This window comes from Marinactinospora rubrisoli, assembly GCF_042664915.1.
In the GTDB taxonomy this organism is placed as follows: Bacteria; Actinomycetota; Actinomycetes; order Streptosporangiales; family Streptosporangiaceae; genus Marinitenerispora; species Marinitenerispora rubrisoli.
Genome location: NZ_JBHTBH010000002.1, coordinates 235,799 through 262,245 on the forward strand (window position 1 = coordinate 235,799; position 26,447 = coordinate 262,245).

The 26,447-nt window shown below is 75.0% G+C and carries 18 protein-coding genes and 1 pseudogene; 10 read left to right on the forward strand and 9 right to left on the reverse strand.

Features of this window, described 5'->3' with window-relative positions; genetic code table 11:
* Window positions 1-3: 3 nt before the first annotated feature.
* Complete coding sequence (locus tag ACFQRF_RS05250; protein WP_379869314.1) at window positions 4-129, forward strand: hypothetical protein; 126 nt, start codon at window positions 4-6, stop codon at window positions 127-129.
* Window positions 130-150: 21 nt separating this feature from the next.
* On the opposite strand, the gene ACFQRF_RS05255 is transcribed toward ACFQRF_RS05250, so the two are convergent.
* The 4 genes from ACFQRF_RS05255 to ACFQRF_RS05270 all read right to left on the reverse strand — a co-directional run bounded on the left by ACFQRF_RS05255 (window position 151) and on the right by ACFQRF_RS05270 (window position 7,852).
* Window positions 151-1,917 carry an ABC transporter permease subunit gene (locus ACFQRF_RS05255; protein WP_379869316.1) on the reverse strand — a complete coding sequence of 589 codons (1,767 nt, stop codon included), beginning with the start codon at window positions 1,915-1,917 and terminating at the stop codon, window positions 151-153.
* 1,701 nt (window positions 1,918-3,618) lie between these two features.
* On the reverse strand, window positions 3,619-5,106 hold the full coding sequence (locus tag ACFQRF_RS05260; protein WP_379869317.1) for an ABC transporter substrate-binding protein: 1,488 nt from the start codon (window positions 5,104-5,106) through the stop codon (window positions 3,619-3,621).
* Window positions 5,107-5,634: 528 nt separating this feature from the next.
* A complete protein-coding gene (locus ACFQRF_RS05265) occupies window positions 5,635-6,936 on the reverse strand; it encodes an MFS transporter (RefSeq protein ID WP_379869319.1) in 1,302 nt (433 codons plus the stop codon).
* Between the two features lie 139 nt (window positions 6,937-7,075).
* Complete coding sequence (locus ACFQRF_RS05270) at window positions 7,076-7,852, reverse strand: class I SAM-dependent methyltransferase (protein ID WP_379869320.1); 777 nt, start codon at window positions 7,850-7,852, stop codon at window positions 7,076-7,078.
* A gap of 460 nt (window positions 7,853-8,312) precedes the next feature.
* On the opposite strand from ACFQRF_RS05270, the pseudogene ACFQRF_RS05275 reads away from it, so the two are divergent.
* The 6 genes and pseudogenes from ACFQRF_RS05275 to ACFQRF_RS05300 all read left to right on the forward strand — a co-directional run.
* Window positions 8,313-8,813, forward strand: a pseudogene (locus ACFQRF_RS05275) (hypothetical protein); the annotation flags it as partial.
* Entirely contained in the window at window positions 8,810-9,253 is a 444-nt protein-coding gene (locus ACFQRF_RS05280; RefSeq protein WP_379869322.1) for an SgcJ/EcaC family oxidoreductase, read from the forward strand. The pseudogene ACFQRF_RS05275 and the gene ACFQRF_RS05280, both read left to right, overlap by 4 nt.
* A gap of 226 nt (window positions 9,254-9,479) precedes the next feature.
* Complete coding sequence (locus tag ACFQRF_RS05285; protein ID WP_379869323.1) at window positions 9,480-10,892, forward strand: multicopper oxidase family protein; 1,413 nt, start codon at window positions 9,480-9,482, stop codon at window positions 10,890-10,892.
* Between the two features lie 174 nt (window positions 10,893-11,066).
* Window positions 11,067-14,018, forward strand: a complete 2,952-nt coding sequence (locus tag ACFQRF_RS05290; protein WP_379869325.1) for a glycoside hydrolase family 2 TIM barrel-domain containing protein — start codon at window positions 11,067-11,069, stop codon at window positions 14,016-14,018.
* Window positions 14,019-14,103: 85 nt separating this feature from the next.
* A complete protein-coding gene (locus ACFQRF_RS05295; protein ID WP_379869326.1) occupies window positions 14,104-14,574 on the forward strand; it encodes an NUDIX hydrolase in 471 nt (156 codons plus the stop codon).
* Between the two features lie 117 nt (window positions 14,575-14,691).
* A complete protein-coding gene (locus tag ACFQRF_RS05300) occupies window positions 14,692-15,678 on the forward strand; it encodes an aldo/keto reductase (RefSeq protein ID WP_379869328.1) in 987 nt (328 codons plus the stop codon).
* A 42-nt stretch (window positions 15,679-15,720) separates the two neighbouring features.
* On the opposite strand, the gene ACFQRF_RS05305 is transcribed toward ACFQRF_RS05300, so the two are convergent.
* On the reverse strand, window positions 15,721-17,256 hold the full coding sequence (locus ACFQRF_RS05305; RefSeq protein WP_379869330.1) for a cytochrome P450 family protein: 1,536 nt from the start codon (window positions 17,254-17,256) through the stop codon (window positions 15,721-15,723).
* 250 nt (window positions 17,257-17,506) lie between these two features.
* Here ACFQRF_RS05305 and ACFQRF_RS05310 point away from each other — a divergent pair, with 250 nt between their 5' ends.
* Window positions 17,507-17,890, forward strand: coding sequence for an RNA polymerase-binding protein RbpA (locus ACFQRF_RS05310; RefSeq protein ID WP_379869331.1), 384 nt, complete (start codon window positions 17,507-17,509; stop codon window positions 17,888-17,890).
* An 87-nt stretch (window positions 17,891-17,977) separates the two neighbouring features.
* Here ACFQRF_RS05310 and ACFQRF_RS05315 read toward each other — a convergent pair whose 3' ends face one another.
* The 3 genes from ACFQRF_RS05315 to ACFQRF_RS05325 form a co-directional block, all read right to left on the reverse strand.
* Entirely contained in the window at window positions 17,978-19,939 is a 1,962-nt protein-coding gene (locus tag ACFQRF_RS05315) for an APC family permease (protein ID WP_379869332.1), read from the reverse strand.
* Between the two features lie 143 nt (window positions 19,940-20,082).
* Entirely contained in the window at window positions 20,083-20,880 is a 798-nt protein-coding gene (locus ACFQRF_RS05320; RefSeq protein WP_379869334.1) for an HAD-IIA family hydrolase, read from the reverse strand.
* A gap of 82 nt (window positions 20,881-20,962) precedes the next feature.
* Complete coding sequence (locus ACFQRF_RS05325) at window positions 20,963-21,472, reverse strand: FxsA family protein (protein ID WP_379869335.1); 510 nt, start codon at window positions 21,470-21,472, stop codon at window positions 20,963-20,965.
* A gap of 153 nt (window positions 21,473-21,625) precedes the next feature.
* On the opposite strand from ACFQRF_RS05325, the gene ACFQRF_RS05330 reads away from it, so the two are divergent.
* Complete coding sequence (locus ACFQRF_RS05330; RefSeq protein WP_379869337.1) at window positions 21,626-22,591, forward strand: aldo/keto reductase; 966 nt, start codon at window positions 21,626-21,628, stop codon at window positions 22,589-22,591.
* Window positions 22,592-22,628: 37 nt separating this feature from the next.
* On the opposite strand, the gene lnt is transcribed toward ACFQRF_RS05330, so the two are convergent.
* Window positions 22,629-24,251: an apolipoprotein N-acyltransferase gene (lnt, locus tag ACFQRF_RS05335; RefSeq protein ID WP_379869338.1), complete on the reverse strand. Its 1,623-nt coding sequence runs from the start codon at window positions 24,249-24,251 to the stop codon at window positions 22,629-22,631.
* A gap of 877 nt (window positions 24,252-25,128) precedes the next feature.
* Between lnt and ACFQRF_RS05340 the strand changes: the two genes are divergently transcribed.
* On the forward strand, window positions 25,129-26,379 hold the full coding sequence (locus ACFQRF_RS05340; protein ID WP_379869339.1) for an ABC transporter ATP-binding protein: 1,251 nt from the start codon (window positions 25,129-25,131) through the stop codon (window positions 26,377-26,379).
* Window positions 26,380-26,447: the final 68 nt, after the last annotated feature.

A 26,447-nucleotide genomic window follows, 5' to 3' on the forward strand; every position in this document is an offset into this window, starting at 1 on the left:
GCCGTGGGCAAACACAGCAAGCAGGTCAAGTGCTCGGTGTGCGGTGGTGACGGAGAGGTGGTGGTGTACCACGACGGTTCGAAGGAGTCCTTCCCCTGCCAAGCCTGCAACGGCACCGGGTGGGTCTGACCGAACGGGACGGCGACCCGCTCACCGCCGCCCCGCGCGTGCCAGCCCCGCCACCACCCCCAGCACCCCCAGCCCCGCCGCCGGGAGCGCCACCGTCCACGGTGCGCGTTCGGCGTAGGCGATCGACTCCGCCAGCATGGCCCCCCACTCCGGAGAGTCGTGCGGAGCGCCGAGGCCGAGGAAGCTCAGGCCCGCGAGCGCCAGGGTGACGTGCGGAAGCCGGACCAGGGCGTGGCGGGTGACGGCGGGCAGCACCGACGGCAGCAGGTGGTGGCGCAGCATCCAGCCGTATCCGGCGCCGCCCGCGACGGCCGCCAGGTAGAAGCCCGAGGCGCGGATCTCGGCCGCCAGCGTGCGGGCGTGCACCGCCAGCGGGACCCAGGCCACGAGCAAGACGGCCGCCGCGGCACCCGCCAGGCCGGGACCGGCGACGGCCGCGACGAGGATGCCGACCAGCACCGGCGGCAGCGCGTTCAGCGCGTCGGCGACGCCCGCGCGGGCGCGGCGGCCGGCCAGTCCGGCCGCCAGGCCGGCCACGAGCGACACCCCGGTGACCAGCAGGCCGACGCCGATGCTGAGCGGCGCGCCGTGCCCGAAGCGGGCCAGCACGTCGCGGCCGAGCGCGTCGGTGCCCGCCGGGTGCGTCCACGAGGGCGGCTGCAGCCGGTCGGCCAGGGCCATGGCGTCCGGGTCGCGCAGCAGTCCGGCGGCGACCGCCAGCAGCAGGACCGCGCCGAGCCCGCCGGGCAGCCACCGCGCCGCGCGCCCGGCGGGCCCGGCCGGGAGTGCGGGGGCCAGCCCGGCCCCGGCGAGCGCCGGGCCCACGAGCATCCGGTGCGCGACGACTCCGGCGCCGCCGAACGCCAGCCCGGCCGCCACCAGCGCGCCGACACAGCCCTGGACGAGCGGCAGGTCCTGCGCGAGCACCGCGGCGAGCACGGTCGCTCCCAGTCCGGGGACGGCGAAGACCGACTCGACGGCGACGGAGGAGCCGAGCAGGCCGGTGAACAGCAGCAGCACCTGCGGGAGGGCGACCGCGACGGCGCGGCGCAGCAGGGCGAGCAGCAGGACGCCAGGGCCGAGGCCGGCCGCCCGCCACGCGCGCACCCACCCTTCGGCGAGGGCGGCGTCCACCGCGCCGGCCAGGATGCGGCTGAGCAGTCCGGCGGCCGGCAGCCCGAGGGCGAGCGCGGGCAGCACGGCGTTCGGCGGGCCGGCCCAGCCGGAGGTGGGCAGCAGGCCCCACCGCACGGCGACCACGGTGAGCAGCACCGCGGCGAGCAGGAAGTCGGGCAGCGCGGCGAGCGTCGCACCCACGACCGCGCCGCGGTCCCCGACCGGTCCGCCGGTCGTGACGGCGCGCCACAGTCCGGGCAGCAGCACCAGCCCGGCTCCGGCGAGGGCGACCGACACGGCGGCCAGTGCCAGGCCGCCGGAGACGCCCATCGCCTGCCCGACGGCCGGTCCGATCGGCAGGCCGGTCACCCAGGACACTCCGAGGTCGCCGCGCAGGGCCCCGCCCAGCCAGGCCAGCGCCCCGCTGACCGGGTCGGCCGGCAGGTCGAGCTCGTCACGGACGGCACGCAGCGCCGCGGGGTCGGGTTCGCGCTCGGCGGAGCGGGCGCGCAGCACGGTCAGCGCCGGGTCGGCGCCGCTCAGCCACGGCAGCGCCGCGACGACGATCGCCAGCGCGGCACCGCCCGAGACCACGGCCAGCGGTCCGCGAAGGTGCCGGAACGCCGGGCGTCCGGGGACGCGGCGGGCCCAGGACAGTGAGGGGGCGGTCATCTGCGCGTTGCCTTTCGGTGCGGTGGGTCGTGGGGAGGCTTGGCTCGCGGCGAGGCCGGACGGCCCGTGCCACGACGAGGGAGGGAGCGGGCGGGCAGCGACTCAAGGCGGTCCCGCTCGCGTGCGGAGCGCCGCTGCCCGGTGCGGTGAGTCGGCGGAGCACCTCCCGCGCCAAGGCGCCTCTGGGACAGGGGCCGGGCAACGGAAGGCGCAGCGGATCTCCGGTCGCCGCACCACCACGGCGACGAATGCGCCACGACGCACATCGACGACACAATCCACGAGCCGGACACCCCGGGCACGAGGGGTGGACTCGCAGCCACCCCGGCACGCGGCACAGCGTGCGCAGGCCACGCCCGAGGCGCTGCCGACCGAGGCGGATGAGTCGGTAGAGCCCCTCCCACGCCGAGGCGGTGAGTTGAGACGGGCGCCGAGCGGCGGAAGGCGCAGGGGAACTCGCGTCGCCGCACCCTGGCAAGGAGCGCGCCACGACGCACGTCGAAACACCATCCGTCGAAACACCATCCACGAGACGCACGGCCGGCACGGGCGGGCTCGCGGCCACCGCGGCACGTGCACAGCGGCACGCCGTTCCTGGGCCACGGCCCGGGGCGGAGAGTCGGCGAACCACCTCCCGCACCAAGGCGCCTCCGGGGCAGGAGCCGGGCACCGGAAGGCACAAGGGATCTCTTTTCGCCGCACCCCAGCACGGAACGCGCCACGACGCACGGCGAGCACGGGGCGGGCTCGCGGCCACTACGGCACATCATGCGCAGCCCACGACCCGAGACGGTGCCGCTCCCGTGCGGGACGCCGCCGGCCAGGGCGATGAGTCGGCGGAGCCCTTCCGCGCCAAGGCGCCTCCGGGACAGGAGCCGAGCAGCGGTCATCGGCGCGCTGCCTTTCGGTGCGGTGGGTCGCGGGGAGGCCGGCCCGCGGCGAGGCCGCACGGCGCATGACACGGCGTGGGAGGGAACCGGCGGGCCGCTGCCGGCCGGACGGGGAGTCGGCGGAGCCCCTCCCGCGCCAGACCGCCTCTGGGACCGCAGCCGAGCAGCGGGAAGCGCAGGGCATCTCGTCGCCGCGCCCCGCGAGGAGCGCGCCACGACGCACGTCGACGACACCGTCCACGGGCCGGACGCCGCGAGCACGAGGGCGGGCTCGCAGCCGCCACGGCAGGCGGCACGACGGCACGCCATGCGCGGAACGCGGCCCGGGGCGCCGCCGGCCGGAGCGGAGGGGCCGGTCAACGGCCCGCGGCGTTCGATGCGCCGGATGCTCCTGGCCTCGCGGCCGGCGCACTCCGCGGCGGGCCACGGGAGACGGGTGGGCGGGAAACCGGAATCGCTCAAGGAGCCGCGCCCCGGTCCGAGCCGGTGCAGCCCGAGAGGTTCCGGCCGGGCCGGACGTTGCCTCTCAGGAGGCCGGTCGAGTGCGGACGCCGAAGGCCCGACGGCCGTCCGGTGGGGCGGCCCCGCCGGACCCGCATCCCCGTCCGCGCGGACGAAAGCGCGCCGGTTTCGCCCACCCGGCGCGGCGTCCCGGGCCGCCGCCCCGCGTGCCTTCGGCGGCCACCGCGCCGCCACTGCCGGGGGGAGCCCGGCCGGGCGCCGGGCGCGGCGCTCGGGACCGTGCGGGTGCCGGTGCCGTCGGCCGGGCACGGCGTCCCTCCCCCGCCCGTCCCGCCGTCTTCCGAGCGCGTCACGACCGGGTGGTCTCCGCGGTGATCAGGGTGCGTTCGGTGGGGTCCTCGGCGACTCCGGTCACGTTCTCCGCCACGCCCAGCAGGGCGCGTTCGTGGGAGATGGGCACGGCGACGTCGCGGGCGAGCAGCTCCGCCTCGATCTCCAGCGCCGCCCGCTCCCGGTCCGCCACGGACTCCTGTTCCGCCGCCGCGGCGATCCGCCGGTCCACTTCCGGGTCGCAGAACGCGGCCAGGTTGTAGCTGCCGTCGCAGCTCCAGTCGGCGGCGAGGTAGCCGACGGGGTCGCCGACGTCGAGCAGGTAGGAGCGGTTGCCGATGACCGCGTCGAAGCCGCCGGCGAGCAGGTCGGTCTCCATCGTGCTGTACTCGCGCACGACCACCTCCACGGCGAATCCGGCCGCCCGGAGGTCACCGGCCACCACCGAGGCGATCTCGGGAAGCTCGGCCCGGTCGGAGTACGTGGCCAGGGTGATGCGCTCGCCGTCGGGGCCGGTGGGATCGGCGCTGCGGGCGGGAGGTCGCGGCCGGTCGGCGGTCCAGGGGCTGGCCGGGCCGAACAGGCCCTGTCCGGCATCGGCGCGGCCCTCGTAGATCGCCTCGACGATCGGCTCCGGATCGACGGCCGCAGCGGCGGCCGCGCGCAGCCCGGAGTCGGTGAAGGGGCCGTCGCCGGAGTTGAGGTAGAGGTTGACGGTGCGGGGCAGCGGCACCTCCAGCACGGTCCGGCCCGTGAGGGCCGGCAACTGGGAGATCGGCACCGAGTCGATGACGTCGGCCTCCCCGGCGCGCAGCGCTCCCGCCCGGCTCGCGGCGTCGGGGACGAACCGCACGTCCAGGCCCGGGGCGGCGGGCGGGCCGTCGCGGTGGTCGGGGTTGGCGTCCAGGGCCGCCGTACTGACCCCGTTGACCTGACGCAGCTCGTACGGCCCGGTTCCGGTGCCGACGGGGTCGGGCGACCCGGCGTCCGCGCGGTAGGCGGCCGGTGCGAGAACGACCAGCTCGGGAGAGGAGAGCCGCTGCACGAGGACGGGATCGGGATCCGCGGTCTCGACACGGAGGGTGTACTCCCCCGTCGCGGTGACGGTCAGCTCCTCACCGGCGAGCGCGCGCGGCGCCGGAGCGGCCTCGGCCGCGTGCCTCAGTGCGGCGGCGGCGTGCTCGGCGGTCATGGGAGTGCCGTCGTGGAACACCACGTCCTCTCGCAGGGTCAGCTCCCAGGTGGTGTCTCCCGTGCGCCGCCACGCCGTGGCGAGCAGCGGCCGCGGCGCGCCGTCGCCGTCCAGTTCCACCAGGGGCTCACCGACGCCGAGGCGGGTGAGCAGCCCGGCGTCGTCGCTGTAGGGGGACATGGCGGCGACCGGCGGGAAGGCGAGGGCGAGCCGGATGCGGCCCGCGCCGGGCGCGGGGTCGCCGGTGAAGCAGCCGGCCGTTGCCGCCAGGGCGAGCGCCACGGCGGCGGGGGCGAGTCGGCGGACGGGGGGCATGGGCGCTCCTGCTTCGTGGGGGCGTTCGGCTGTTCGTCTCCGGGGCTCGCGCGAGTGGGCGTGAGGACGTTCGATCGAGTGCCGCATTCGCACCACTCGGGGGCGATGGCGACCGCATGAGGGCGCCCTCGGCCGTGCGGCCCGGCGGCGCACCCACCGGGCTGACGGATGCCTACGTCGGATCGTCCACGCTGGGCCGGCCGACCGGGGGCGGGCACGGAACCGCCCCCGTGAATTCGGGCCACGGACCCGATCCGCCGGGCGCTGGACGTGGTGGGAACGCGGTGGGCCAGGGCGCCCGATACCGTCCGGAGCGCCCGGCTGGGCGCGTGCGCCCTGGCGGCGGGACCCGCTCCCGCCCGGTCCCGGGCAACGGTCGCCCGATGGAAACCCGTGCCTCGCGGGTAGGCGGTCGCGCTCGTGCCGAGCCGAGGCCGATTCCGGGACGCGGTCGGCAGCGACCGCCGTCCGGTCCCGGTCCGCGCATCGGTCCCGGCGGCGTGGTCCGCTGCCCGGCCACACGGGCGCTCACCGCCTGGCCAGCGCCGCGGTCCGGCGGGACAGCAGCCACAGGGTGAGACCGCCCGCCGCCGGCAGCGCGGCCAGCAGCGCCCACGGCAGCGCCGCCTCGGGAGCGGGGACGCGGGCGGCGTCCAGCAGGCCGCCGGCCACCGTGCTGCCGGCCAGCACGGCGAGGCCGCCCGCGGAGGACAGGAAGCCGAAGTGCGCGCCGAGTCTGCGCTCCCCCGCCAGCCGGGGAACGAGGTCCTGCGCCACCGGCACCGCCAGCATCTGCCCGAGGGTGAGCAGCACGACGAACGCCGCGGCCGGCGCGAGCGCGGCCGGGCCGTCCGCGGGCGGTGCCGGCGCGCACACCGCGACCACGGCGAACGAGGCGGCGAGCAGCCCGAACCCGGTGAGCAATGCCCGGCCGGTGCCGAGCCGGGTCCGGGCCCACGCGGCGATCGGCAGCTGCCCGGCCACGATGAGGAGGGAGGCCAGCGCGAACATGGCGCCGAGCGCGCCCTGGCCCCCGGTGGCGCGCAGCAGTTCCACCGGCAGGGCGAGGTAGAGCTGGTTGTAGCTGAGCAGGTAGGCGCTGTACGCGGCGGCGAAGACGAGGAACGTGCGGTTGCCGAGCACCTCTCCCCAGCCGGCGAACAGCGGCTCGTGGTGATGCCGGCCCGGGGTGCGCGGCAGCCAGCGCAGGTGCGCGAGCAGGATCAGCACGAAGGCGGCGGCCGCCACGAGGCAGGTGAGCGCGAAGTCGACGGTGAGCAGGAGCGCGCCGAGCAGCGGCCCGGCGACGGCACCGAGTTCGCCGCACACGGCGAAGAGGGCGAACAGCTCGGCGCGGGTGATGACGCCGCGCCGCTCCAGGACGGTGCCCTGTTCGGCGAGTTCGGACTCGACCGCGGGCGAGAACAGGGCGGCGGCGAATCCGGTGAGCACCGCACCGAGCAGCACGGTGGGCAGGCTCCCGGCGGAGGCGAGCACCAGGAATCCGGCGATGCGCACGGCACACCCGGCGAGGACGACCGGCTTGGTGCCGAAGCGGTCGGCGAGCGCGCCGCCGACGACGAACAGGCCCTGCTGGCTGAAGGTGCGCACCCCCAGCACCACGCCGACGGCCCAGCCGGCCAGCATGAGGTCCTCGGCGAGGTGCACGGCGAGGAACGGCAGCACCAGGTAGAAGCCGACGTTGAAGGCGAGCTGGGTGACCAGCAGCAGCCGGGTGACGCCGGGCAGGTCCCGGATCCGCCGCAGGGCTCCCCAGCGTCGTGCCAGGGACCGGCGGGTGATCCGGTGCGCGGTGGTACTGGTGGTCACGGGTGAGTGCTCCGGGTGCGAGGCGGTACGGGGCGGTGCTGCGGGACGGGTCGGGGCGCACGCCCGGCCGGCCGGGCCGCTCCGCCCTCCACAGAGGTGAGAACGATTTTCATTTCTACCATCGCGGCGCCGGCACGGGTCACCGCGCGCGGCCCGCCGTGAGGAAGTGCCCGTCCCCCGTCCCGGCGCGGTAGGCGCCGGGGGCGAGCAGGTCGTCCAGCGGAGTGGGGTCGGCGTACCCGGCCCGCGCGAGCAACCGCTGGGCCCGCTCCTGGTCGAGTCCCCGGTAGTAGGGCAGGCTGCGCCGCAGGCCGCGGTAGGCGGTGAGGAACCGCCACCCGATGGACCGCGCTCCCCGGGGCCGCCATCCCGTGCATAGCAGCCGCAACTCCTGGCGGGGCGTGTTCCACAGCCCGTCCGCGACCAGCACCGCGCCGCCGGGGCGCAGCACCGTGCGCCACCCGGCGAGCGCCCGGACCGGGTCCGGCAGCGTCCACAGCAGATTACGGCAGGTCACGAGGTCGAATCCGCCCCGCAGCGCGGGGAGCGGATCGGCGTACCCGGTCCGGACGTCGATCCGGACACCGGCGGCGGCCGCCTCGCGCTCGGCGATCGCGATCATGGCCGGCGCCGGTTCGACGGCGGTGACGTCGTGGCCGAGTTCGGCGAACGCGATGGCGACGAACCCGGTGCCGCTCCCCACGTCCAGCACCCGGAGCGGCTCCCGCCGCCCGGGAAAGAGCCGCGTGGCCGCGCCGGCGTAGGCGTCCAGCCACGCCTGGCGGTTCGGGGCGGCCCGAACGTCCTCCCGGAAACTCTCCGCCCGCCAGTCCCAGTACCGCCGCACCCGTTCCAGGACCGCGTCCGCGCCCGCCGACGCGCCTCCGCTGACCGACCCCGCCCCGACCGGTTCCATCCCGCTCCGCTCTTATCGCGAACTGTTTGCAAGTGCGAATCTTATGCGGCAGGGTCGGCGGCACCCGCGCCCGGGGGCCGGTTACCGGCCCCACACGGAGAGCGAGGATGGCGCCGAGGGACGACCGCGGCCGGTCGCGGTGGGCCGGGCGCCGCTGCGGCCGGTCACCCCGGCGGGCGTGCCTTCCCCGCCCACGGGCCGTTCAAATGCCGCTGCGGGACCCCGTGGACACCCCGGCACGCGCGTGCGCGTCCGCGCCGCAAGCGCCGGGTGCTGCGCGTCGACGCCGCCCAGCAGGAAAAGGGGCCGCGCACCGGCACGAAAGGGACGGACCGTCGGCACTCGACCGCTCCGACGACGGGCGCACGGCGAGTCCCCTCTCTGATCGCCGACTCCCGCCGCCCGGTCATCGCCGTCCGCACCGGACGCCCGGTGGCGCGCTGATGAGCGCGTCGCGTTCTGGATCGTCACCGCGGTAGGGCTCATCACCCTGGCGGCGGTGGCCCGCCTGGTCCCCGCACAGCCGCCGCGGCCCGGCGCGACGCTGCGCGCCGAACTGGGCGCGCTCGCCCGCGGCCAGGTCTGGCTCACCCTGCTGGTCGGCGCCATCGGCTTCGGCGGCATGTTCGCCTCCTACAGCTACATCTCGCCGATGATGACCGAGGTCACCGGTTTCGGCGAGAGCGCGGTCACCCTCATCCTGGCCGTCTACGGGATCGGCATGACCCTGGGCAACCTCACCGGCGGGCGCATGGCCGACCACGCCGTCCTGCCCAGCATGCTCGCCAGCATGTCCGCCATCACCGTGATGCTGCGTCCCGTGCCACGGGGTCGCCCCTACGCCCGGCCCGCTCCCCTGTTCCGCGGCCCCCGCGCCGCCGTCCCGGCGCGGTGGGCCGATGCGATGCGGCACCGCCCCTTGATCTCCACCGCACTGGAGGTACCAGACTCCTGCCCATGACCTTCGCTGCCTCCGATGCACCGATCGCCGAGGACACCTCGGTGGACCACACCGACGACATCACCGCCATCACGCGGGTGATCAAGGACGTCGAGACCGCGTTCAACACCAACGACGCCGATCTCATGACCGCGCACTTCACCCGCGACGCCTCGGTCGTCAACGCCATGGGCGTCCGCCTGACCGGCTGGGACGCCCTGCTGGACGCCAACCGCAAGGGGCTCGCCGGATTCCTGAAGGACGAGTACGTCCGCTACGACGTCGGCGACGTCGTCTTCCTCCGCCCCGACGTCGCTCTCGCCTACAAGGAGGCCCGCGCGACCACCCCCGACGGAGACCTCATCGACCGCGACCCCGCGATGGTGGCGCTCTACGTGCTCGTCCGGGAGCGGGGACGGTGGTGGGTGGCGGCACGGCAGAACACCCTCGTGCCGTCCTGATCCCCGGATCCCTCGTGGCCGCGTCGGCCCCGGCCGCGGGCTCGGTGGTGCCCGCGTCACCGAGCCCGCATGTCTCGGGGCCGGGACGGCACCTGCGACACCACGGCGCACGACGGTCCGGGGTGTCACGGTGATCGCCGGGCCACCTCTACCCTGATCACGGAGAGTGATCGGCCGTCATCGGGGTAGCAGCCGTGATCACCCCGGCAGACACGAGGAGACCGCCATGACCGCTACGCCACCGCTTCCGCTGAGATGGGCCGCCGGCGCCATCGCCCTGGTCCTGTGCTGCGCCCTCGCCGGCCCGGCGCAGCCCACGGTCGGGGCCGCCTCGCACGGGCCGGAGTTCCGGCAGCCGCGGGAGTACGTCAGCGAGAACGGCGTGCTGCGGGTCCGGCTCACCGTCAAGCAGAAGTGGGTGCGCCTGGCCGGCCGCACCGTGCAGGCCATGGTGTACAACGGCGACTTCATGCCGCCCACGCTGCGGGTCCGGCCGGGCGACCGGCTCGACATCACCGTCGTCAACGCGATGTCGCAGGAGACGAACCTGCACACACACGGCCTGCACGTCTCGCCCGAGGGCCACGGCGACAACATGGCGGTCCACATCCGGCCGGGAGACAAGTGGCAGTACTCCTACCGGCTGCCCAGGAACCAGCCCCCAGGCACCTACTGGTACCACTCGCACGCGCACCCGCACGCCGAGGGGCAGGTGTTCGCGGGGCTCGCCGGTGCGTTGGTGGTGGACGGTCTGGACCGGTACCTGCCGCGCGAACTTCACCGCCTGCCCGAACGGCTGGTCGCGCTGAAGGACTTCCAGGCGCGGAACGGCGCCATCCTCACCAGGGGCATCGACAGCAACAAGCCCACGACCCGCACCGTCAACGGGCTGGTCAACCCCACCATGCGCATCCGGCCGGGCGAGACCCAGCTGTGGCGGCTGGCCAACATGAGCGCGAACATCACCTACCTTCTGGAGCTGTCCGGCACCCGGTTCCACGTCGTCGCCCAGGACGGCAACCCGCTGCACCGTGTGTGGGTGCGCGACCGGCTGCTGATGCCGCCGGCCAGCCGCTACGACGTGCTCGTGCAGGGCGGCCCGCCGGGACGCGCCGAACTGCGGACGCTCCCCTACAGCACCGGCAGGGCCGGCGACCGGTATCCGCGCGCCACACTGGCCACCGTGGTCTCCGGAGGACGCCCGGTGCCCCGTGCCGCACTGCCCACCACCACGGCCGCGCCCTTCGACGACCTGCGCGACGCCGAGGTGGACCGCCGCCGCACGGTCACCTTCTCCGAGAACAAGAGGACCAACCGGTTCTTCATCAACGGCCGGGAGTTCGATCCCGCCCGGATCGACATCCGGACCCGCCTCGGCAGCACCGAGGAGTGGCGGATCCGCAACGACTCCGACGAGGAGCACTCCTTCCACATCCATATCAACCCGTTCCAGGTGATCAGCGTCAACGGGCGGCCGTACCGCGCACGGAGTCACCAGGACACCGTCCAGCTCCCCGCGCGCGGCGAGGTGGTGATCCGGACGCGCTTCCGCGACCACGTCGGCGTGTTCCCGGTGCACTGCCACATCCTCAATCACGAGGACCGCGGGATGATGGCGAACGTGGAGGTGGTGCGCTGACCGGCGGTGCCGCGGCCGTCCCGGCGCCCCGCTCGTGATGGGGGATGCGCTTCCGCGCCCGGCCGGGCGCCCTCCTTGTCCGCGCCCGAACCGGCCACGTACGCTCTCCCCGAGGCCCAGAAAGCGTTTACCGCGACCGCGTCCGATGCCCGTTCCCGACCTCTCGGAGACGACGTGACCGTCCACGCACCGCAGCCCGAACTCCCCTATCACGTCGATCCGGGCCCCGGGGCCGGTGCGCTCCCGCCCAGGGCGTCCGAACGCTCCGACGCACCATCGCTGCCGCTCGACGGCGACTGGCGGTTCCGCTGGTCGCCGGTGCTCCCCGACGGCACCGGCGGCTTCGAGCTCCCCGACCACGACGACGGCGCGTGGGACCGGCTCGCGGTGCCGTCGCACTGGCAACTGCACGGCTACGGCGCCCCCGCCTACCTGAACGCGGACTACCCGTTCCCGGTCGACCCGCCCTACGTCCCCGACGAGAATCCCACCGGCGACTACCGCCGGGCCTTCGAGCTGCCCGCCGACTGGCCGGACGCGGCCGCGGCCCGCACGGTGCTGCGGTTCGACGGAGTCGACTCCTGCTTCCGGGCGTGGCTGAACGGCGTCGAGCTGGGGCACGCCAAGGGCAGCCGGCTGCCCACCGAATTCGACGCCACCGCCGCGCTGCGCCCGGGCCGCAACGTGCTCGCGGTTCGGGTGCACCAGTGGTCCGCAGGCAGCTACCTGGAGGACCAGGACATGTGGTGGCTGTCCGGGATCTTCCGCCCGGTCCGGTTGCTGGCCCGGCCCTCCGGCGGAATCCCCGACGTCGAGGTGCGCGCCGACTATGACCACCGCACCGGGACCGGGACGCTGCTCGTGACCACTCCGGGCGCGTCCGCACTGGTGAGCGTGCCCGAACTGGGCATCACCGACCTGCCCACCGGCACCGCCCACCAGGTGGGGCCGGTCGAGCCCTGGAGCGCCGAACTGCCGCGCCGCTACCGGGTCGAGGTGCACACCCCGGCCGAGCGGGTGACCGTGCACACCGGCTTCCGTACGGTGCGCATCGAGGACGGGCTGCTCAAGGTGAACGGCCGCCGCATCCTGCTCCGCGGCGTCAACCGGCACGAGTGGCACCCCGACTCCGGCCGCGCGCTCACCGAGGAGACCATGCTCGCCGACGTGCTGCTGATGAAGCGGCACAACATCAACGCCGTGCGGACCTCGCACTACCCGCCCGACCCGCGGTTCCTGGAACTGTGCGACGAGTACGGCCTCTGGGTGATCGACGAGGGGGACCTGGAGACGCACGGCTTCGAGCGGCTGGGCTGGCGCGGCAACCCCTCCGACGCCCCCCGGTGGCGCCCGGCCCTGCTCGACCGGATCCGCCGGGCGGTCGAACGGGACAAGAACCGGCCGAGCGTCATCCTGTGGTCACTGGGGAACGAGTCCGGCACCGGCGCCAACCTCGCCGCCATGGCCGAGTGGGTCCGCGAGCGCGACCCGTCCCGCCCGGTGCACTACGAGGGCGACCGCGACTGCCGCTACGTCGACGTCTACAGCCTCATGTACCCGCGCCACGGCGACGTCGCCGCCATCGGCCGCCGGTCCGAGCCGCAGACCGCCGACCCCGCCGCCGACGCGCACCGGCGCGCACTGCCGTTCATCATGTGCGAGTACGCGCACGCCATGGGGACCGGCCCGGGCGGCCTGTCCGAGTACCAGGAGCTGTTCGAGGCCCACGAGCGCTGCCAGGGCGGATTCGTCTGGGAATGGATCGACCACGGCATCCGGCGCCCGGCCCCGAGCGGCGGCTACTACTACGCCTACGGCGGCGACTTCGGCGAGGAAGCGCACGACGGCAACTTCGTCGCCGACGGCCTGCTGTACCCCGACCGGACGCCGTCCTCGGGGCTGCTGGAGTACAAGAAGGTCATCGAGCCGGTGCGCGTCGAGGTGGACGCCGGGCGCCGTGTCGTCCGCGTCGCCAACCGGCACGACTTCCGCGACACCGCGCACCTCGCCTTCAGCTGGTCGCTCGCCACCGACGGTGCCGAGGCCGCCGCGGGCGGCCTGCCCGTCCCCGTGCTCGCCGCCGGCGAGGAGGCGGAGGTGCCGCTGCCCGGCCTCCCGGAGCCGGCGCCGTCGTCCGCCGCGGCCGAGACGTGGCTGACCGTCAGCGCCCGGCTGGCCGACGACGAGCCGTGGGCGCCGGCCGGACACGAGGTCGCGTGGGCGCAGGCCCGCCTCGGCGCCGCGAGCCCTCCGCCACCGCCACCCGTGGCGGGCGCCCCCGCCCGGCCGCGCCGCGCGGACGGCGCCCTGCGCCTGGGCCCCGGCGTCTTCGACCCCCGCACGGGCGTGCTGCGCACCCTCGGCGACCTCGACGTGACGGGCCCCCGGCTGGACGTGTGGCGGGCGCCCACCGACAACGACCTCGGCTTCTGGGGCGAGCGAGCGGCGGACGCCTGGCGGGCGATCGGCCTGCACCGGCTCCGGCATCGCACCGTCGCCGTCGGCACGTCCGGGCCCGGCCTGCTGGTCCGCACCGTGGTCGCCCCCGCCGCGACCGACCTCGGATTCGACGTGGAGTACCTGTGGAGCGCCGACCCGGCCGGGGACGCGCTGCGGCTGGAGGTCGCGGTACGGCCGCGCGGCGCGTGGCCGTGCCCGCTGCCGCGGGTCGGGGTGCGCATGTCGCTGCCGGAACGGATCGACCGGGTCGAGTGGTTCGGTGCCGGCCCGCACGAGTCCTACCCGGACATGCGCCGCTCCGCCCGGGTGGGGCTGTGGAGCGCCCGCGTGGCCGAACTGCAGGCCCCGTGCGTCCGCCCGCAGGAGAACGGGAACCGGTCCGACGTCAGGTTCGCCCGGCTCACCGGCCCCGACGGCGGCGGCCTGCTGGTGCGCGGCGAACCGGCGATCCACCTCGCCGTGCGCCGATGGACCAGCGAGCGGCTCGACGCGGCCGACCACCCGTTCGACCTGCGCGCCTCGGACCGGGTGTGGGTCAACCTCGACGCCGCCCTCGACGGCCTCGGGTCGGCCTCGTGCGGCCCCGAACCGCTCCCCCAGTACCGGCTGACCGCCGCACCGCGCACGTTCGCCGTCCGGCTGTCCCCTATCGGCGGCCGGGCCTGATCCGGCCCTGCCGGGCGCGGCCGGCGGCCACCGCGCCCGGCAGGTCTCCTCCCACGCGGCCGGCCGAGGCGGCACACTGGTGATCGTGACGGGCAGGAACAGCGCCGGCATCCTCGTGTACCGCAGGAGCGCGTCGGGCGTCGAGGTGCTCCTCGGCCACATGGGCGGGCCGTTCTGGGCGCGGCGGGACGCCGGCGCCTGGTCGGTCCCCAAAGGCGAGCACCCGCCCGGCGAACCGGCGGAGACGGCGGCCCGGCGCGAGTTCCGCGAGGAGCTGGGCGTAGCGCCACCGGACGGCGAACTGCACCCGCTCGGCAGCACCCGGCAGTCCGGGGGCAAGACGGTCACCGTCTGGGCCGTGGAGGGCGACATCGACCCCCGGGACGTGGTGCCGGGCACGTTCGAGATGGAATGGCCGCCCCGATCCGGCCGGGTGCGGGAGTTCCCGGAGATCGACCGTGTCGCCTGGTTCGGCGTCGCGGCGGCCCGCGAGCGCATCGTGGCCGGGCAGCGCGTCTTCCTCGACCGGCTGGCGGAGCGGCTGGGCGGAGGCTGACCGGCGGCGGCGCACGGCCGCGCCGCGCTCGCGGGCCGGGCCCCGATTCCGCGACTCGCCCGCCGCACGGGGCCCGTCTTCCCGGACGGCCGCGCGGGTGTGGGTGATAGTTGTGCCATGCGGTATATCGAGAACGCGCACACCACCAGGGCGTACTCCAAGATCGGCCTGGGCACCTGGCAGTTCGGCTCGCGGGAGTGGGGGTACGGCGCCGACTACGACGAGCGCGAGGCACCGCGGCTGGTCCGCCGGGCGGTCGAGCTGGGGGTGACCGTGTTCGACACGGCCGAGCTGTACGGTTTCGGGCGCAGTGAACGGATCCTCGGCGACGCGTTGCGCGCGGCGCTGCACGAGACCGGGACCGCCCGCGAGGAGCTGGTGGTCGCCTCGAAGATGCTTCCCCTGCTGCCGGTGGCCCCGGTGGTGGAGCAGCGCGCCGTGGCCAGCGCGGCGCGGCTGGACCTCGGCGGCATCGACCTGTACCAGGTGGCCCAGGCCAACCCGGTGGTGCGCGACTCGGTGACGATGCGCGGCATGGTCTCGCTGCGCCGGGCGGGCGTGATCCGCGACGTGGGGGTCAGCAACTACTCGCTCGCCCGCTGGCGGCAGGCGGAGACCGCGCTGGGGGCGCCGGTGCTGACCAACCAGGTGCAGTACAGCCTGGTCGCCCGCGGCCCGGAGCGCGACCTGCTGCCCTACGCCGAGGGCGCGGACCGGATCGTCCTCGCCTACAGCCCGCTCGGGCAGGGGCTGCTGTCCGGCCGGTACTCGCCGGACCGGCGGCCCCTCAACGGTGCCCGGGCGCTGAATCCGCTGTTCCTGCCGGAGAACCTGGAGCGGGTGCGGCCGCTGCTCGGCACCCTGCGCGAGGTGGCCGACGCCCACGACGCGACGCCGTCGCAGATCGCGCTGGCGTGGGTGATCCGGCATCCCGCCGTCGTGGCGATCCCGGGCGCGGCCAGTGTGGCGCAACTGGAGTCCAATGTCGCCGCCGCCGACATCAAGCTGACCGACGACGAGTACACGGCGCTGTCCGACGCCGCCCACCGGTTCACCCCGCTCACCTGGCCGGGCGCGCTGCCGCGGCTGCTGAGCAGGCGGTAGCGGCGCCCGGAGGCTCTCGGAACCGCCGCCGTCCATGGACCCCTAGCGCTCGCCGGACCGCCGCCAGTCGGCCAGCAGGTCGGTCAGCGGATCGGCCGCCTCGCCGTCCCGCCGTTCGGGGACGTGGTAGCGGGCGCCACTGGCCGGGCGCGGCGGGCGGCCGGTGCGCCGCGGGCCGGCCGGCCCGGCGCCGCCCGCGGGCTCCCCGGCCGGCGCCGGCGGGTCCTCGGGGGCCGCGGGGGCGTGGTAGCGGGCGCCGCGGGCGCGTGCGGCCCGGTTCACCGCCATCCGCCGGACGGGACGGCGGCGCGGCGCGGGTTCCGGCTCGGGTGCGGCGGTGGGCGGGAAGCGCACCGGCAGTTCCATGAGCCCGTGCACCGCGTAGGAGCCGCGCCACCGCAGCCGTTCCGCCGGGACCGCCAGGGCGAGGTCGGGCAGCCGGTCGGCCACCGTCTCGACCGCGATGGCGGCGATCTCGCGTGCCAGGGCGCGCGCCGGGCAGCCGTGCGGCCCGGCTCCCCACATGAGGTGCGCCCGGTTGCCCGCGAACCCGGCTCCGGAATCCCCGGCCACGTGCGGGTCGGCGTGCGCGGGCGCGAACCCGAGCACCAGCGCCTCCCCGGCGCGGATGTCGGCGTCGCCGATGCGCAGGTCGTGGACGGCGAAGCGTCCCGCGAGGGTCGGGACCGGCGGGTCGACCCACATGACGTGGTCGAGGAGGCCGGCGGAGGTCAGCGCCCCGCCGCGGTGGCCGGCCGCGAGGTCGGGGTCGGCCAGCAGCAGCCGCAGCGCGTTGCCGATGAGGTGGCCGGTGGGCTCGTTCCCGGCGGTGACGAACAGGGCCAGCTCGGCGGCGGCCTCCTCGTCGGAGAGTCCGGCGGGGTGGGCGAGCAGCCAGGACGCCAGGTCCGCGCCGGGCCGGGCGCGCCGGCGGGCCACCAGTCCGGTGACGTAGCCGCGCAGCCGCCGCGCCGCCCGCGCCGCGGTCTCGGGGTCGGCGCCGGGATCGGACAGGGTGGCGGTGGCTCCGGCCAGCAGGCGGCCGTAGGCGTCCTCCAGGCCGAACAGCCGGTTGAGCACGAGCGCCGGCAGCGGCGCGGCGTACTCGGTGATGAGGTCGGCGGTGCCACGGGCGGCGAAGGAGTCGACCAGCCTGTCGGTGATCTCGCGGATCTGCCGCGGCAGCCACGGGTCGCCCAGGCGGGACAGCGCGTCGACGACGGGCGCGCGGAGCCGCCGGTGCGCGGCGCCGTCGGCGGGCAGGGCCGCGGTCCCTGGGCCGCCGGGCGGCTCCGGGGTGGACGGCGCGGCGTGGTCCGCCCGCGCCCGATGCCGCGGGTCGGCGGTGAACCGGTCGGTGTCGCGCAGCACGTCGAGGTTCTCGTGGTAGCCGAGCAGCAGCCAGCCGGGGACGCCCGGGCTGATCTCCACGGGCGCGACCGGCCCGAACCGGGCGCGCAGGTCCGCCCACCGCGCGCCGCCGGCGGGCGGGGCGGCGTCCCGGTACAGCGGCACGGCGTCAGGCCGCACGGGGCACCGGGCGTCGGGGCGGCCGTCTTGTCTGTCACGATGGGTCACGGCGGACTCCTCTGCCGGACGGGAGTGACAGACACTAGGCGCCGAATGTTACGTGCGCGATTCACGGCGGAAACTTCCGTGTGGTGGCGGAAACTCCGGCCGCGGCGCCGCCGTACGCCGCGGGCCGGAGGCGGCGTCTGCCCAACCGAATAGTGTCGCACGGTTGGACGGGCGGTGTCCGGGGAATCTTGACACGGACCGACGCGTTACACCCACGAAGACCGCAAGAGCGCCTGGAGGCACGTACACGATGGCCGAGCGAGCACTTCGCGGCACACGACTCGGGGCGACCAGCTACGAGAACGACCGCAACACCGACCTGGCACCGCGCCAAGAGGTCACCTACGACTGCCCCCGGGGTCATCGCTTCTCCGTCACCTTCGCAACCGAAGCCGAGATCCCGCCCAACTGGGAGTGTCGCTTCTGCGGCGAGAACGCCCTGATGGTGGACGGCGAGCAGCCGCAGCAGAAGAAGGCGAAGCCCGCGCGTACCCACTGGGACATGCTGCTGGAGCGCCGGAGCATGGAGGACCTGGAGGAGGTCCTGGCCGAGCGGCTCGAACTGCTGCGCGCCCGCCGCCGGGAGGAGCAGGAGCACCTGCACGCCCTGTCCCGGCAGCGCCAGAGCGCCTGATCTCGAACCCGCCGCGGGGCCGGGGTGGCTCGCCGCCACCCCGGCCCCGCGGCGTGCCCGGCCCCCCGGCGCGTGCGGACCTGCCGATCAGCCGACGTGCACGAGCGGCCGGTGTTCCGGGCGGCGTTCGGCCTCGCGCAGCACCTCCCGCGTCAGCGGCGCGACATCGCCGCCGCCGAACACCAGGTAGGTCAGCATCGCCGTGACGGGGTTGCCCTCGGCCCACGAGAAGTAGACGTGCGGCACCTCGCCGGTGATGTCGCGGACGTGCAGCAGGAACGCCGCGATGCTGTTGGGCACGGTCGACCCGCGCAGCCGCAGCACCCGGTACCCGAAGCACTCCTCGCCGCTCACCTTCAGCAGCGTGGCGAACTCCGAGGCGTCGGAGACCGTCACCTCCAGGAAGAGCAGCGGCAGCTCCGGTGGCAGGTGGTTGAGCTCGCGGGTCTCGCGCTCCTTGACCCGGTACGGGGCGCGGTCGCGCGGCCCGGGCTCGTGCGCCACGAAACGCAGCGGGCGGGGCGTGTCGTGGATGAAGCGGCGGGCGGCGCGGTCGAGCTGCACCTCGGTGACGCGCAGCTCGGTCGAGCGGGTCGCGCGGGAGACCAGTGAGGTGACGACGATGGCGAGGATGAAGCAGGACGCGATCTTCACGCCGTCGGGCCGTTCGATGACGTTGGCGACGGTGGTGTAGCCGAACACGAGGGTGATCACCGCGAAGGCGACGGTGGCCCGGCGCCGGCCGGCGCGGCGCGCCGACAGGGTGACCGCGAACGCCGCCGAGAGCATCAGCACCAGCACACCGGTGGCGTACGCGCCGCCCTGCGCCTCCACCGACGCGTCGAAGATGACGGTGATGAGGAACGCCGTGCCGGTGAAGACGAACACCAGCGGACGCACCGCGCGGGTCCAGTTCGGCGCCATGCCGTAGCGGGGCAGGTAGCGCGGCACGATGTTGAGCAGCCCGGCCATGGCCGAGGCCCCGGCGAACCACAGGATGGCGATGGTGGCGGCGTCGTAGACGGTCCCGAACCCGTTGCCGAGATAGGCGTGCGCCAGGTAGGCGAGCGCCCGTCCGCTGGCGGCGCCGCCGGGCTCGAACTCCCGGGCCGGGATGAGCAGGGTCGTGGTGACGCTGCTGGTGATGAGCAGCACGCTCATGATGAGCGCGGCCGTGGTGAGCATGCGGCGGGTGTGCCGGATCCGCGTCACCGGGCGCCGGGGGGTGTCGCCGGGGCCGCCGCGCACCTGCGGCATGAGGGTCACGCCCGTCTCGAACCCCGACAGCCCCAGCGCGAGCTTGGGGAACACGAGGAGCGCCAGCCCGATGACCAGCAGCGGGTCGCCGCCGTGCTGGGTGACGAGCGCCCGCTCCCAGTCGGCGAGGACCTGCGGGTCGGCGAGGACGTGCGCAACGGCCGCGGCGATGACGACCACGTTGACGGCGAGGTAGCTGCCGACGATCACCACGGCGATTCCGACCGCCTCGCTGAACCCGGCCAGGAAGACCGCGCCGAGCAGCGCCAGGAACACCAGTGTCACGCCGACGCCGTGCCCGTCCAGGACGTGCGGGACGTAGGGGTTCTCCAGGACGTGCGCGGTGGCGTCGGCGGCCGACAGCGTCATGGTGATGACGAAGTCGGTGGCGACGAAGCCGAGCAGCACCAGAACCAGCATCTTGCCGCCCCACCAGGGCAGCAGCCGTTCCAGCATGGCGAGCGAGCCCTGGCCGCGCGGGCTGGCGCCGGCGACCCAGCGGTAGATCGGCAGCGCGCCCAGCAGGGTGACGGCGACGAGGACGAGGGTGGCCACCGGGGAGAGCAGCCCGGCGGCGATGAAGGCGATGCCCGGCTGGTAGCCGAGCGTGGAGAAGTAGTCGACCCCGGTCAGGCACATCACCTGCCACCAGCGGTGCTGGCTGCGGCTCTCACCGCCGTGCGGCCCGGCGCGGCGCCGGTCGTCGTGGTGCAGGCCGTCCAGCAGCCAGCCGCGCACCTCGGCCCGCAGCGGCCGGTGCCGCCCGGGCGAGTCGACCCTGCCTCTGGCCACCGGCGCCCCCTCGTGATCCCCGCCGCCACGCGCCGTCGGCGGGGTCCGAAGGGATCACTACCCGGGTGGCCACCGGGGATGCGCGGGCGCGGACGGTGTGCCCGCACCCCGCGCGGCCGGCCGGGTGCACGGTGCGGCGGCGGTCAGCCGCCCGCGCCGAACGGGTCGCCGGACCGGCCGATGAGGTCGGCGACCGACCCGATCACCGCGGTGGGCCGGTACGGGAAGAGCTCCGCGGTGTCGACCGCGGAGATGCCCGAGAGCACCAGGAAGGTCTGCAGGCCCGCCTCCAGGCCGGAGCGCACGTCGGTGTCCATGCGGTCGCCGATCATGAGCGTGTTCTCGGAGTGCGCGCCCAGGGCCCGCAGCGCCGAGCGCATCATGAGCGGGTTGGGCTTGCCGACGTAGTAGGGCGCCCGGCCGGTGGCCTTCTCGATGAGCGCGGCGACGGCGCCGGTGGCGGGCAGCGGCCCCTCCCGGCTCGGCCCGGTCTCGTCGGGGTTGGTGGCGATGAACCGCGCGCCGTTGCGCACCAGCCGGATGGCGCGGGTGATGGCCTCGAAGCTGTAGGTGCGGGTCTCCCCCAGGACCACGTAGTCGGGGTCGCGGTCGGTGAGCACGTAGCCGATGTTGTGCAGCGCGGTGGTCAGGCCGGACTCACCGACCACGTGCGCGGTGCCGCCCGGCCGCTGCTGGTCCAGGAACTGGGCGGTGGCCAGCGCCGAGGTCCAGATGGCCGACTCGGGGATGTCCAGCCCGGAGCGCAGCAGCCGCGCGCGCAGGTCGCGCGGGGTGTAGATGGAGTTGTTGGTCAGCACCATGAACGGGACGCCGTTCTCCCGGAGTTCGGAGATGAAGGCATCCGCTCCGGGGACCAGGTGCTCCTCGCGCACGAGCACGCCGTCCATGTCCATGAGGTAGTTCCAGCGGGATTCGCTCATCACGCTCCTGATTGTCCCCGACGGCGGGCGTTCGGGGCCACGCGGGTTCCGCGGGCCCGGCCGCCCCGGCCGGCGGGACCGGTCAGGACGACGCCGGCGACTCGCCGTCGCCGATCACGCGGCCCTGGATGACGGTTCCCTCGCCCGGGCGGGCGGCCGGCGGCTCGCCGTGCGGCTGCCCGGGGACCCGGACGCCGACCCGGACTCCGCCGGGGTCGGCGGTCATGCGCGCCATGCGGCGGCGCGCCCACGCGGTGAAGGCCCAGCGCAGTGCCGGCCGGGTGACCGGCAGCGCCAGGACGAGCCCGACGAGGCCGGTGATGAAGCCGGGGACGGTCAGCAGTACGCCACCGACGAAGAGCATCAGGGTGTCGAGCAGCCCGCCGCGCGGCGGGGTGCCGGTGCGCATCGCCTCGTCGGCGTCGCGGAACGCCCGGGTGCCCGCCCGCCGGGTCACCAGGACGCCGGCCACGGTGGTGGCGAACAGGGCGAGGATGGTCCAGGCCACGCCGATCTGCTGGCCGATCAGGATCATGACCCAGATCTCCAGGAACGGCAGTGCCATCAGCGCGAGCACGGCCAGCAGCGGCATGGAATTCATCCCCTTGGCGACGTCGGCATCCCACCCTGGTGAACGCGCGGCGGCACGCGAACGTTCCCGCGCCGCCGGGGCGGGCGGCCGGTTCCGAACCGCCGCGGCACCGGGCGGGGGATAGCATCCGCCGTACCCGGGAATCGCCGAGATATGACCGATATGACGTACCGCAGGCTCGGCAATTCCGGGCTGTCCGTCTCCGTCGTGGGGCTCGGGGCCAACAACTTCGGCGGCCGTCTGGACGAGGCGGCCACCCGCACCGTGGTCGACGCGGCGCTGGACGTGGGCGTGAACCTCATCGACACCGCCGACGTCTACGGGGGCACCGCTTCGGAGGAGTACCTGGGATCGGCGCTGCGGGGCCGCCGCGACCGGGTCGTGCTCGCCACCAAGTTCGGCGCCCGGACCCGGATCGACGGCACGCCGGAGTGGGAGGCGCTCGGCTCACGCCGGTACGTGCGCACGGCCGTGGAGCGGTCGCTGCGCCGGCTGCGCACCGACTACATCGACCTGTACCAGTTCCACTTCCCGGACCCGGCCACGCCCATCGAGGAGACGCTCTCGGCGCTCACCGACCTGGTGCGGGAGGGCAAGGTCCGCTACATCGGCTCCTCCAACCGCACCGCCTGGCAGATCGCCGACGCCGAGTGGGTCTCGCGGGCCAACGGCCTCGCCTCGTTCGTCAGCGCGCAGAACGAGTACAGCCTGCTGGACCGGCGGGCCGAGAACGAGCTGCTTCCGGCGGCCGAGCACTTCGGGATCGGGGTGCTGCCCTACTTCCCGCTGGCCAGCGGCCTGCTCACCGGCAAGTACCGGCGTGGCCAGGCGGCGCCGGAGAACAGCCGCTACCGGGTGAACCGGATGGAGGGCAGGCTCACCGACGCCCGGTTCGACGCCGTGGAGCGGCTGACCGCGTTCGCCGGGGAGCGCGGGCTGTCGCTGCTGGACGTGGCGATCTCCGGCCTGGCCGCGCAGCCGGCCGTCGCCTCGGTGATCGCCGGCGCCACCAGCCCGGAGCAGGTGCGCGCCAACGCCGCGGCGGGCCGGTGGGAGCCGGGTGAGGAGGACCTGGCCGCCCTCGACGCGATCGTGCCGCGCGGCACACTGGTCCCCTGACTCGCCCTCTCCGGGCCGCCCCGGGCGCGCCGCCGCCTCAGCGCGCGCGGCGGCGCGCCGTCACCGCGGCGACCACGACGGCGCCGGCGCCGAGCAGCGCCAGCGCCCACTCCGGGGCGGCGCCGAGGCGGGTGGCCGGGGTGAGCCCGGTCATGGCCGGGACCTCGGCGACGTGCACGGCGGGTTCGGCCTCGGGCGAGCGGTAGCGCACCGTCCCGTCGGTCCCGACCACCGCGCTGACGCCGCTGGTCGCGGCCACCACGAGCGGGCGGCCGTGCTCCACGGCGCGCAGCTGGGAGATGGCGAGCTGCTGGTCGGTCTGGCCGGTGAAGTTGTAGTTGGCGTTGTTGGTGGGAACGGCGATCACCTGCCCGCCGGCGAGCACCGCCTCGCGCAGCGGCAGGTCGAAGGCGACGTCGAAGCAGATGGCCACGGCCATGGTGGTGTCGCCCACCGGCAGCGCGCCGGGCTCGGTGCCGGGGACGGCGTCGCTGCCGACCTGCTCCAGGCGGGTGACCAGGCGGGCGGCGAGGTCACGGAACGGGACGTACTCCCCGAACGGCACCAGGTACCGCTTGGTGTAGTAGGCGCCGGGGCCGTCCTCGGGGTCCCAGACCACGCTGCGGACCTCGCGCTCGCTGCCGTCCCCGAGGTAGTGGGACAGGCCGAACATCAGCGGCACGCCGATGTCCTCGGCGGCGTCCTGGATCATCCGCGCGGCCTGCGGGTCGGCGTAGGGGTCGATGTCGCTGGCGTTCTCCGGCAGCACCACGACGTCGGGGCGGGCCACCTCGCCGGCGCGGACCTGCCGGGCGAGCTCGTGCACCCCGTCGACGTGGTTGGTCAGCACCTGCATCCGCTCGCCGCGGATGTCCACCGCACCGGGGTTGGGCACGTCGCCCTGCACGAGGGCGACGGTGACCGTGTGGTCGGTGGCCGGCGCGGCCAGGCGCGGCGCGACCGCTCCGCCGGCCACGATCGCCGCGACCCCAAGGACGGCCACCACCGCCACGGTGCCGGCCCGCCGCGGTGCGGCCGGGCGGCCGTCCCGGAGGGCCGCCGCGGCGCGCAGCACGGCCCACAGCAGCAGCGTCCCGCTGAGCGCGACCGCGAACGTCACGAGCGCCGACGAGCCCAGGGCCGCGTACCCGGTGAACGGGGTGCCGGGCTGGCTGAAGGCGAGCTTGCCCCACGGGAAGCCGCCGAAGGGGAACCGGGCCCGCACGAACTCCTGGGCCACCCAGAGCGCGGCGACCCACACCGGCCAGCCGCGCAGCCGGCCGGCGCACGCCATCGCCATGGCCATCGGCGCGTAGTACACCGTCTCGGCGGCGGCGATGACCAGCCAGACGTCGATGCCGAAGACCTGCTGCCACCGGATCAGCGGCACCATGAGCGCGGCGCCGGCCAGAGCGCCCAGCCATGCGGCGCGGCGGGCGCGCACGCCGAGCACGGCGGCGGCGAGCAGCGCGGCGCTGAGCGGGGCGAGCCACCACAGGCCGTACGGCGGCAGCGCGGCGAGCTGGGCCAGCCCGGAGCCGATTGCGGCTGCGGCGCGCAGCGCCAGGGCGCGGCGGCCGTGTCCGGGGCCGTGGGCGTCGTCGGAGCGGGTGACGTCCCGCGCCGCCGCCCCGGCGGGCGGGATCTCCTCGGCTACCACCTGCGGCTCACCTTCCACCGACCGACGTGAACCCTATGAGCCTAATGCCGGGCTCGGGGGCGCCCCTGCGGGGTGGCGGGAGACGGTGGCGCCGGGTGCCGCGGGGGCCGAACCGGGCGGAGATGGGGGGACACGGAAAAAGGCCCGATCACCCTTCGGACCGGATCCGTCTCGTAGGCGGCGAGCGCGGAGACCGTTGTCTACTGGATGTTCGAGCCTTTTCCGGGTCCAACCCCCCGCCCGGTCGCGGAACCCCGCCGCTTCCCCCGTTTCCCGCCGCACCTGGTGCGTGGTGCGGCGTCCAGCGGGGCAAGCACCGGACCGCTCGACCGGCCCGTCCAGTGCTGGACTGGTCAGTAGATTACCCAGACTGCCGACCCACCGCCGCAACCCTCGCCCGTGTCGGCGGACCTCGTGGAGACCTTCGCGGACCGCGGGTCCGCGACGCGGCCGGGACCGGGTAATCGACCGCCAGGCTAACGCACCCGCGACGCCGGGCGCCACTCCGGCGGCCCCGCGGGTCCGGACGCGAGGGTCGCCGCATCGATCAGCCGAGTGATCACGCCGCGCGCCGAAACGCCCCGCCCTGTCGTGGCATATCTCAAATAGTGAACACTTCCCGCCGCAACACGCCCACAGTCTCGACAAAACGGTCGGCAATAGTGTTCGATACAGGCGACCGATCGATAAGAACCGATCAGCAAGTGAACACACCGCTCGTATCCGCTCGAAGCACACCGGGCGGCACCACCCGCCCGCCGGACCCTCCGACCACCCGCACCGTCCGCCGGGGTCCGAGCCGGCCGCAGAGCGGGCCTGGAGATTCCGACGTGGCGGAGCCGCGGCGCCCGACCACGCACGAAGGAGCTGTTGAGCCATGGCGAAGATCGTCCTTGAGAACGTCGACAAGGTGTACTCCGGCGGGGTCAAGGCCGTCGACGACCTCAACCTGGAGATCGCCGACGGCGAGTTCATGGTGCTGGTCGGCCCGTCCGGCTGCGGCAAGTCCACCGCACTGCGGATGATCGCCGGTCTTGAGGAGATCAGCGACGGTACGCTGAGCATCGGCGACCGCGTCGTCAACGACCTCCCGCCGAAGAACCGCGACATCGCCATGGTGTTCCAGAACTACGCGCTCTACCCGCACATGACGGTGGAGCAGAACCTGGCGTTCGGCCTGAAGCTCCGCAAGACCCCCAAGCCCGAGATCGAGCGGCGCGTCAAGGAGGCCGCGGCCATGCTCGGCCTGGAGCCCTACCTCAAGCGCAAGCCCGCCGCCCTCTCCGGCGGCCAGCGCCAGCGCGTCGCCATGGGCCGGGCCATCGTCCGCGAGCCGCAGGCGTTCCTCATGGACGAGCCGCTGTCCAACCTGGACGCCAAGCTGCGGGTCCAGATGCGCGCCTCCCTCAACCAGCTCCACGAGCGCCTGGGCGTCACCACCGTCTACGTCACGCACGACCAGATCGAGGCCATGACCCTCGGCGACCGCGTGGCGGTGCTCCGCGACGGGCGCCTGCAGCAGGTCGACACCCCCAAGAACCTGTTCGACCACCCGGTCAACCTGTTCGTCGCCGGGTTCATCGGCTCCCCCGCGATGAACTTCGTCACCGCCGAACTCGCCGAGAACGGCCGCGCCGCCACCCTGAAGTTCGCCGAGCACACCCTGCCGGTCCCGGCCGAGACGCTGGAGGAGCGCCCCGCGCTGCGCGAGTACTTCGGCCGCGAGATCGTGCTGGGCATCCGCCCCTCCGACTTCGACGACGCCGACCTTGCCGCGCACGACAACGGCACCATGAACGTCGTCGCCGACGTCACCGAGGAACTGGGCACCGAGATCAACGTGATCTTCACCGTCGACGCACCGCCCCTGGAGCACGAGGACGCCGCCGCGCTCGCCGCCGACGCCGCGGGCGACGGCGAGGACGACGACGCCGTCGGCGCCGCCCTGCCGCTCTCCGGCGACAAGTCGGTGTTCACCGCCCGCGTCAACCCGCGCAGCGCGGTCCGCCCCGGTCAGCCCATCTCCCTGGCCGTGGACACCCGCCAGCTGCACTACTTCGACAAGGTGAGCGGCCTCGCGATCGGCCACCCGGCCAACGTCGCCGCCGACACCACGGTCAAGGCGTAACCGCGCCGAGCCGCACGCGCGCACCGGCGGGGCCGCCCGGATTCCGGGCGGCCCCGCCGGCCGCGTCT

What these genes read in the sequence shown, in the direction of transcription:
- ACFQRF_RS05255 (WP_379869316.1), bottom strand. Translation starts at nt 1,917, where the DNA reads ATGACCGCCCCCTCACTGTCCTGGGCCCGCCGCGTCCCCGGACGCCCG.
- ACFQRF_RS05260 (WP_379869317.1), bottom strand. Translation starts at nt 5,106, where the DNA reads ATGCCCCCCGTCCGCCGACTCGCCCCCGCCGCCGTGGCGCTCGCCCTG.
- ACFQRF_RS05270 (WP_379869320.1), bottom strand. Translation starts at nt 7,852, where the DNA reads ATGGAACCGGTCGGGGCGGGGTCGGTCAGCGGAGGCGCGTCGGCGGGC.
- ACFQRF_RS05280 (WP_379869322.1), top strand. Translation starts at nt 8,810, where the DNA reads ATGACCTTCGCTGCCTCCGATGCACCGATCGCCGAGGACACCTCGGTG.
- ACFQRF_RS05285 (WP_379869323.1), top strand. Translation starts at nt 9,480, where the DNA reads ATGACCGCTACGCCACCGCTTCCGCTGAGATGGGCCGCCGGCGCCATC.
- ACFQRF_RS05300 (WP_379869328.1), top strand. Translation starts at nt 14,692, where the DNA reads ATGCGGTATATCGAGAACGCGCACACCACCAGGGCGTACTCCAAGATC.
- ACFQRF_RS05310 (WP_379869331.1), top strand. Translation starts at nt 17,507, where the DNA reads ATGGCCGAGCGAGCACTTCGCGGCACACGACTCGGGGCGACCAGCTAC.
- ACFQRF_RS05320 (WP_379869334.1), bottom strand. Translation starts at nt 20,880, where the DNA reads ATGAGCGAATCCCGCTGGAACTACCTCATGGACATGGACGGCGTGCTC.
- ACFQRF_RS05325 (WP_379869335.1), bottom strand. Translation starts at nt 21,472, where the DNA reads ATGCCGCTGCTGGCCGTGCTCGCGCTGATGGCACTGCCGTTCCTGGAG.
- ACFQRF_RS05330 (WP_379869337.1), top strand. Translation starts at nt 21,626, where the DNA reads ATGACCGATATGACGTACCGCAGGCTCGGCAATTCCGGGCTGTCCGTC.
- ACFQRF_RS05340 (WP_379869339.1), top strand. Translation starts at nt 25,129, where the DNA reads ATGGCGAAGATCGTCCTTGAGAACGTCGACAAGGTGTACTCCGGCGGG.